Origin of the sequence: Anaerovibrio sp. (assembly GCF_051866355.1) — a bacterium.
Taxonomy (GTDB): domain Bacteria; phylum Bacillota; class Negativicutes; order Selenomonadales; family Selenomonadaceae; genus Anaerovibrio.
Genome location: NZ_JBJDWZ010000162.1, coordinates 1 through 7,713 on the forward strand (window position 1 = coordinate 1; position 7,713 = coordinate 7,713).

Here is a 7,713-nt window from a genome sequence, read left to right on the forward strand (position 1 = left end):
CATTTTCCTGACTATTTCTTTTCTAATTATTTTCCGAAAGGATTGTTTTCTAATAACCAAAAGCGCCCAGCAGCTTCACGACGTAGCGTCTAACATCTGTAGCCACTGCATTCACGGGCCTACTTCAATGTAATCAGCTCATACTCCCGTGTGCCCATGCCAATCTTCTCGGCATGCTCCAGCGTTTCCCTCCAATGCACATTTGGATTGCTGTCCATGAAATGATCATGATGATGATGCCAGTCCGGTTTAGCCAGATTGTCCCCCAGCTGGGAGTTCCTGACCGGCTCTGCCTTCTGGCACAGGTCAACGCAAGCCTGGTCAAGAGCGACGGCATCAAAGGAAGCCGCCATGCCGATATTTGGCAGAATTGCCGCATCGTTTTCCCCGTGACAGTCACAGTTCGGGGAGATATCCATCATCATATTGATGTGGAAGCATGGCCTGTCCTGCACTACAGCCTGGGCATACTCCGCCATCTTCTTGTCCAGAAGGTCACCGGCATCCCACTGCTCGTTGTGAATGGCATCAAAACCGCAGGCGCCTATACAGCGTCCGCAGCCCTTGCAGATATCCTTGTCAATAACAGCCTTGTTGTTCACGTAGGTAATGGCATCAGAGCCGCATTCCTTGGCACAGCGACGGCAGCCGCGACATTTTTCCTCATTCACTGCCACCTTGCCGGAGGAATGCTGCTCCATCTTGCCGGCACGGCTGCCACAGCCCATGCCGATATTCTTGATGGCGCCGCCAAAGCCCGTCATTTCGTGTCCCTTGAAATGCGCCAGGCTGATGAAGATATCCGCATCCATTACGGCACGGCCAATCTTGGCTGTCTTGCAGATTTCGCCATTCTTTACAGGCACTTCAACATCATCTGTCCCCTTCAGGCCGTCGCCGATAATAATCTGACAGCCGGTGGAAATGCTGTTAAAGCCGTTAATATTGGCGCACTCGATATGCTCAAGGGCATTCTTGCGGCTGCCCGGATACAGGGTGTTGCAATCCGTCAAAAAAGGCAGTCCCCCCTGCTCCCTGACCAGATCCGCAACAGCCTTCGCATAGTTCGGACGCAGAAAGGACAGGTTGCCCAGCTCACCAAAATGCATTTTGATAGCCACAAACTTTTTATCAAAGTCAATATTCCTGATTCCGGCGGCAATGCACAATCTCTGCAGCTTGACAGTCCAGCTGGTGCCTACCGATGTCCTGAAATCTGTAAAATAAACCTTTGCCTTTTCCATAAAGAAAACCTCCCCGTAAATACACAAAACACGTTTATATTATCACTCAAACCACCCCGCAGGTCAAGAAATAATATGCCTGCAGGCCGGGAAAATCAGTTCATCAGCCTCTCCTTCAGCCTGGTGTTGCGCTTGCTGACAGTAACATTGCGCACGGCATAGGCCAGCGCCTTTTTGCTGCCAATCATCACCAGCACTTTTTTGGCTCTGGTGATACCCGTGTACAGAAGATTTCTCTGCAGCATGACGAAATGCGTCATCAGCATGGGCATGACCACAATGGGATATTCGCTCCCCTGTGCCTTGTGAATAGTTGTCGCATAGGCATGCACAAGCTCATCCAGCTCCGACACATCATAATCAATCATCCTGCCGTCAAAAGTGACCTGCAGGGTGCGCCCCTGTACATCAATAGCCGCAATCCGGCCAATATCGCCGTTAAACACTTCCTTATCGTAGTTGTTCTTTATCTGCATTACCTTGTCATACAGCCGGAACACAAGGCCGCCCCGCCTCAGCCCCTCCCCGTCAGGATTCAGCGCCGCCTGCAGGGTCTGGTTCAGGCTGGTGCTTCCCAGAATACCGCGCTGCATAGGGGTCAGCACCTGTACCTCCGAGGGCCTGACGCCGTAGTATTGCGGCAGCTTTTTGCTGACCAGCGCCACGATTTCCTGCACGGCCTCTTCCGGGTTATCGTTGCTGATAAAGAAAAAATCCGTATTTCGTCCGTTGGATATATCCGGGAATTCACCTTTATTTATCCTGTGGGCATTGGTAATTATCCTGCTCTGCTGTGCCTGCCGGAAAATTCTGGTCAGACGTATCACAGGAAAACGTCCGCTGTCAATAATATCACGCAGTACATTACCGGCTCCCACCGATGGCAGCTGGTCTATATCACCTACCAGCACCAGCCGCATACTGCGCGGCAGTGCCTTCAAAAGCGAATTCATCAGTATAATGTCTATCATTGAACACTCGTCCACAATCAGCACATCACCCTCCAGCGGGTTTTCCTCGTTGCGCTGATACCCATCCGGGGGCTTGCACTCCAGCAGGCGGTGAATGGTTCTGGCAGGCATCCCCGTTGCCTCCGACATGCGCTTTGCCGCCCGGCCTGTAGGCGCGGCCAGCAAAATCTGCATGCCCATCTGGCCATAAGCGGCAATTATCCCCTGCACGGTAGTGGTCTTGCCGGTGCCGGGTCCGCCCGTCAGCACCATCACCTTTGAGCGCATTGCCTCCTGTATGGCAAGGGCCTGAATCTCATCGTACCGAATCCCCAGCTTCTTTTCCAGCGCCCCGATATCTGCCTGACACTCTATGCCAAGGGCCTCAAATACACTGCCGCCTGCCAGCCTCCCGCCGGAAGGTGCATTTTCTGCCTGCCCGCCTGCACCGGCATACGGCTCCGACAGCTGTATCAGCTTGCCTGCCGTACCCTTTTCGGCGTAGTTAAATGCAGGGAGAAAGATAGCGTCCTCCTCCAGTATCAGTTCCTCCTCTGCCAGCATGCTGTCCAGCGTCATCTGAATATGTGCGGCATCCGTTTCCAGAAGCTCCACAGCCTTGTTCACCAGCTGTTCCCGCCCTGCATACACATGCCCCTCATCAGCCAGGGCGGACAGCGTATACATAATGCCGCTTCTCAGCCGCACGAAGCTGTCTTTGCCAAAACCCAGCTTTTCTGCAATAGTATCCGCAGTCTTGAAGCCTATGCCCCAGATATCATCTGCCATGCGAAAAGGATTTTCCCTTACCTTGTCAATGGCTTCATTGCCGTATTCCTTGTAGATTTTGGCGGCATAGGCCGTGCTGACGCCGTTGGACTGCAGAAACAGCATGATATTTTTGACTTCCTTCTGCTTCTGCCAGCTTTCCTTGATCATGCGTATCCGCTTTTCGCCGATGCCCTCCACCTGACGCAGCCTGTCAATATCATCCTCAATAACCGTTATGGTTTCCGCCCCGAACAGCCGCACAATACGCTTGGCAAACTTCGGCCCTACGCCCTTAATCAGCCCGCTGCCCAGATATTTTTCGATGCCATAGACCGTGGCCGGCATGGTTTCCTCCCAGCTTTCCGCCACAAACTGGCGGCCATACCTGCTGTCCACCTTCCAGCTTCCTTCTATCAGAAGCACCGACCCCACGCTGGCATCCAGCAGATTGCCCACCACCGCCACCAGCTCGGCATAATCCTTCACCCTGACCTTCAAAACCGTGTATCCGGTTTCCGGGCTCTGATATGTAATTCTCTCTACCACGCAACGAAGCTTTGCCATAGCATCACACCCGCTCATTTTATCAATTTATAGCTCAATGGCTAGAACCATTCCCACGTCAGATACATTTATATTTTAACACAGAAAAGACAAAAATTGAAAAACTCAGCCGCCTCCGGCACAGAAATGCAGAAAAAACAGGCTGTTTTCATCTGGCTATAAATCTGATATTATATTATTATCATAAATTGACTATTTCTATATGCTCAATCTGATATTATACTATACAGCATATCATCATAATCTGGCCTATTGCACCGCATTACGCCATATGCCATATCATGCTGTGCTACGTTATGCTGTGCCTTGTACAGATTGTCATTTTTATTTATTAGGAGTGTGTTATCATGAAATTTACCGTCAAGGAAATCTGTCTTACCGCTTTATTTACTGCCCTGGTCTTTGTCATGACCTTTGTGCCGAAAATCCCTATTCCTCTTGGCTATGCCCATCTCGGCAATGCCGCAGTCTTTCTCGGTGTTATACTTATCGGCAAGCGCAACGGCGCCATCGCCGGTTCCATCGGTTCCGGGCTGGCTGACCTGATAGGCGGCTTTGCCATCTGGATTGTGCCTACCCTGATTATCAAATACGTTATGGCCATGATTTTTGCCTATGCAGGCGGCCAGACACAGCCGGGCAATTTTTCCATCAGCCGTCAGAGTATCCTTGGTCTTGTTCTCGCCTGCCTCTGGATGGTCGTTTCCTACACCCTGGCCGGTGCCTTCCTGTACGACAGCCTCGAAGCAGGACTGGCCTCCACACCGGGACTGGCCATGGAAGGTGTTTTGAACGCAATAGTATTCCTGATTCTGTCCAAGCCTCTGCAAAAAATACGCCTTTTAAAGTAACAACAGGGAGATATGGCTATGCTGACTTTGGAACTGCACAAAAATAAAAGCACCCCTCTTTACATGCAAATCTACAACTACATAAAAAACGAGGTGCTGTCCAGACGCCTGAAAGCCGGTACGAAGCTGCCCTCCAAGCGGGCGCTGGCCGCCCAGCTGGGCATAAGCACCATTACCATCGAGGGAGCCTATGGTCAGCTGATGGCGGAAGGCTATATTTATGCCAGGACGAAATCAGGCTACTACGTCTCGCCGCTGGAAAACATTCAGCAGGACACGGATAAATCCGCCGTTTTTTTCCGTCACAGCACACCGGGCGATGCACAGCTTTTTGCCAGTGACTGCAACGACAGCACAGCAGACAATGAGCCGCCGGCTATGCCGGCGGCTTCCTGCAAGGCGGCGGATGCCCGTACAGCAGCCGGCTCAGGCCTGCAGGATGTTCAGTCAGGAAATCCCTGCATTGACCTTTCCTCCAACAGCATACTGCCGGAAAACTTTCCCTTTAGCATCTGGACAAAGCTGCTTCGCCACACAATGGCCGAAAATCAGGCCCTGCTGTTGACAAAATCACCGACAGCCGGCATCTACAGCCTGCGCTGTGCTATTGCGGAGCATCTGCTGCGCTTTCGCGGCATGCGCATACAGCCGGAGCAGATTATCGTCGGCGCCGGAACGGAATATCTCTACGAGCTTATCATAAAACTGCTCGGCCGGGACAAAATCTACTGCGTAGAGGACCCGGGCTATCAGAAGCTGCAACGCATCTACACGGATAATGGCGCCTGCTGTTTTTCCCTGCCCATTGACCAGCAGGGCATGTCAGTGAGCGCCCTGAACACTGTCCGCTGTGATGTAATCCACATCAGCCCTTCCCATCATTTCCCTACGGGGATTATCACCCCGGTAAACCGCCGCTATGAGCTTCTGGGCTGGGCCACATCCGGCCAGCGCTACATCATTGAGGACGACTACGATACGGAGTTCCGCCTGGTGGGCAAGCCGATTCCCTCCCTGTTCAGCATGGATATGAGCGGCAAGGTTATCTACATGAATACCTTTTCCAAAAGCCTTACCTCCACCATCCGCATCAGCTACATGGTATTGCCGCCGCAGCTCATGGAGGAATTCAACCGCCGTCTGGGATATATGAGCTGTACCGTCTCAACCTTTGAGCAATACACCCTGGCCGAATTCATCAACCAGGGATATTTTGAGCGTCACATAAACCGCATGCGCAACAACTACAAGAAGCTCCGCCAACAGCTGCTGAAGGAGCTGCTGGCTCATCCTGACCATGACAAGATTCAGATACTGCAGCAGGCTTCGGGACTGTATTTCCTTTTGAAGATAAATACCAGCCTTTCCGACAGGGATTTGCGCTCCCGCCTTGAGCAGAACGGCGTACACCTGCAGTCACTGCAGCATTATTACCAGAACCGCCAGGCCGCACCGGAGCATACCTTCGTAGTCAATTACTCATCCCTGACGGAAGAGGATATCCCCCCTGCCGTGGCCTCGCTGTTCAAGAGCCTGTCCGAATAAAACGGTCCTGTCGGCAGTATCCCCCATCCTGCATCCCCTGCCCTATTCGATAAATTCCCCCGGTATGGCATTGATAAAGCGGCAGGGTATGCTGTCCCTTTCCAGAGCGGCAGTCAGATACAGCCTTTTCTTTGCCCTTGTGATTCCTACGTAAAAAAGCCGCGCTTCCTCGTCCAGCGTATTATTGGCAAGGGAAATTTTGCTGGGAAATACCCCCTCCTGCAAACCTGCCATAAAAACAGTATCAAACTCCGAGCCTTTGGCCTGATGCACCGTGATAATCGGAATGCGTGGCTTTTCCTGCAGCATCAGGTCCAGCTCCGTATTGGAAAGGGCCGTCAGGCGCAAAAAGCCCTGCATGGCATCATAGCCGGACAGCTCATTCCTGTCCAGCTGCCGTGCCTGCCGCACCAGATTCCTGAGATTTTCCAGACGGCTTTCCTCCTGCTGATAATGCCGCTCAATCCCCAGCCGCATTATGGTTTCCACCACCATCTGCCCCGGACGCATGTCGGCCAGCCTGCCCCGCAGGCAGTTCATCGCCTCCGCCAGCGGCGCAAAATTCCTTATGTGCCTGCTTATCAGGCTGCGGCGGACATCCCTTGAGGGCATAATATCATGCTCCACTGCATACAGCAGGATTTCCCCGGTAGCACATATATCATCAAAGGCATCATGGGTGGACTTATGCCCCACCTGAAAATAATCCCCCAGAAATTCCAGCCTGTGATTGGGCAGCCGGGGATAAAAACGGCGGAAAATATCCAGCGTGTCATAAAAGGCAGGAATATCCAGAGGTTCCAGTCCCAGCCTTGCCAGCTGGCTGGCTAAGATAGTCAGGTCAAAGACCACGTTGTGCCCCACCACCACACAGCCTCCGGCAAAATCCAGAAAATCCTGCAGTGCCCTTTCCGGCTCAACGCCTTTCTCCGCCAGCATGGCATCAGAAATATGATGCACCGCCTCGGACTGCCCCACGCTTCTTGAGGCCCTGACGTAATGCACCAGCCTGCCGCGCTCCTGCCCGTGAATATCCAGCTTGATTGCCGCCAGCTGGATGATTTCATCATGGGCGGTATCCAGTCCGGTAGCCTCCACATCAAAGACCACCACCTCGCCTTGTTCCAGTCCCCGCAGCAGCATTTCAAAAGGCTCTGCATACTTCTGGGCAGAGGCATGCAGAAAATCCGTAATGCGGATGCCTGCCGCCCTGTATTCCTCCGACTGTATCTTATTGACAGTGGCAGGGCCGATACGCCGCCCAAACCTCTTTACCAGCCGCAAAAGGCTGCTGGCATCCTGCGGATTGATAACCAGCCGCAGTGCCGCCACCACATCCTTGATTTCCTGACGTCGGAAGAATTTAAAATCATCTACCAGCATAAAATCAAGGGGAAAATCCTCCGCCTCCCGCTGTCCCAGCGCAAACTGCTCCTGCCTCTGCTGCTTTATGCGCATCAGAAAATCCGACAGCCTCTTGTTGTAATAATTCGACCGCGTCAGGATGCAGACCTTGGACAAATCCTCCGGCCGCAGCTTTTGCAGCTGATTATAAATCCAGCTTGCCTCGATATAGGTATTATTCAGCCTTTTATAGTGAATCTTCTCACCCTGTTCCTGGGACATAGCGGCGGCATCCTCCCGGAAAAGCCCCGCCACCTGCTCCGGAAAGCGATTTTTCAAAAAGCCGTAGGAGGCATCCAGCAGGGTTCTGACGGAGCGATAATTCTCATGAAATACCATCAGCACAGGATGGTACTCCCTGGCAAACCGCTCATAGATAAGCTG

At 52.5% G+C, this 7,713-nt stretch carries 5 protein-coding genes; 2 read left to right on the forward strand and 3 right to left on the reverse strand.

All coding sequences use genetic code 11. The features are described 5' to 3' along the window. Nucleotides 1-119: 119 nt before the first annotated feature. The gene (locus tag ACI3UA_RS08345) at nt 120-1,244 is read right to left on the reverse strand and encodes a DUF362 domain-containing protein (RefSeq protein ID WP_439724356.1); all 1,125 of its coding nucleotides are present in this window, start codon (nt 1,242-1,244) and stop codon (nt 120-122) included. Nucleotides 1,245-1,339: 95 nt separating this feature from the next. Beyond that, nucleotides 1,340-3,529, reverse strand: coding sequence for an SF1B family DNA helicase RecD2 (recD2, locus tag ACI3UA_RS08350; RefSeq protein WP_439724357.1), 2,190 nt, complete (start codon nt 3,527-3,529; stop codon nt 1,340-1,342). A gap of 347 nt (nt 3,530-3,876) precedes the next feature. On the opposite strand from recD2, the gene ACI3UA_RS08355 reads away from it, so the two are divergent. Together ACI3UA_RS08355 and ACI3UA_RS08360 are read left to right on the forward strand one after the other, a co-directional pair. Then, nucleotides 3,877-4,380, forward strand: a complete 504-nt coding sequence (locus ACI3UA_RS08355; protein ID WP_439724358.1) for an ECF transporter S component — start codon at nt 3,877-3,879, stop codon at nt 4,378-4,380. 18 nt (nt 4,381-4,398) lie between these two features. After that, nucleotides 4,399-5,925 (forward strand): PLP-dependent aminotransferase family protein, encoded by a 1,527-nt coding sequence (locus tag ACI3UA_RS08360; RefSeq protein WP_439724359.1) that lies wholly within the window; start codon nt 4,399-4,401, stop codon nt 5,923-5,925. Between the two features lie 42 nt (nt 5,926-5,967). On the opposite strand, the gene ACI3UA_RS08365 is transcribed toward ACI3UA_RS08360, so the two are convergent. Then, on the reverse strand, nt 5,968-7,713 hold a 1,746-nt coding region (locus ACI3UA_RS08365), incomplete at its 5' end, for a 3'-5' exonuclease (protein ID WP_439724360.1).